This is a genomic window from Leucobacter musarum subsp. musarum (assembly GCF_001273845.1).
Classification (GTDB): Bacteria; Actinomycetota; Actinomycetes; order Actinomycetales; family Microbacteriaceae; genus Leucobacter; species Leucobacter musarum.
Window position 1 is genome coordinate 1 of sequence record NZ_JHBW01000116.1, and the last position, 222, is coordinate 222.

Consider the following 222-nt stretch of genomic DNA (forward strand, 5'->3'; position numbering starts at 1 on the left):
GCTGGTGGTCTCCCACGGGGTGGATGCGAGGACCTCGGAGTAGTTGATGGTGCCGGGTTCTGCGTGGTCGGTGGGGGTGTGGACGATGTCGTAGTAGACGCCGGGGTTGGCTGCGTCGGGGATCACGCGGTAGGTGAACTCGGTGTCGGTGAGTTCGGTGATGGGGACGACGCGGGTGAAGAGGGGGTTGCCGTCTGCGTCGCGTGCGGTGATGGTGCGGGT

1 protein-coding gene is annotated in these 222 nt (G+C 66.2%); it reads right to left on the minus strand.

Translation table 11 applies throughout. The features are described 5' to 3' along the window. Nucleotides 1-222 (minus strand): DUF4822 domain-containing protein (locus tag CH42_RS16150; RefSeq protein WP_156322626.1); only part of this gene is annotated, 222 nt, incomplete at both ends.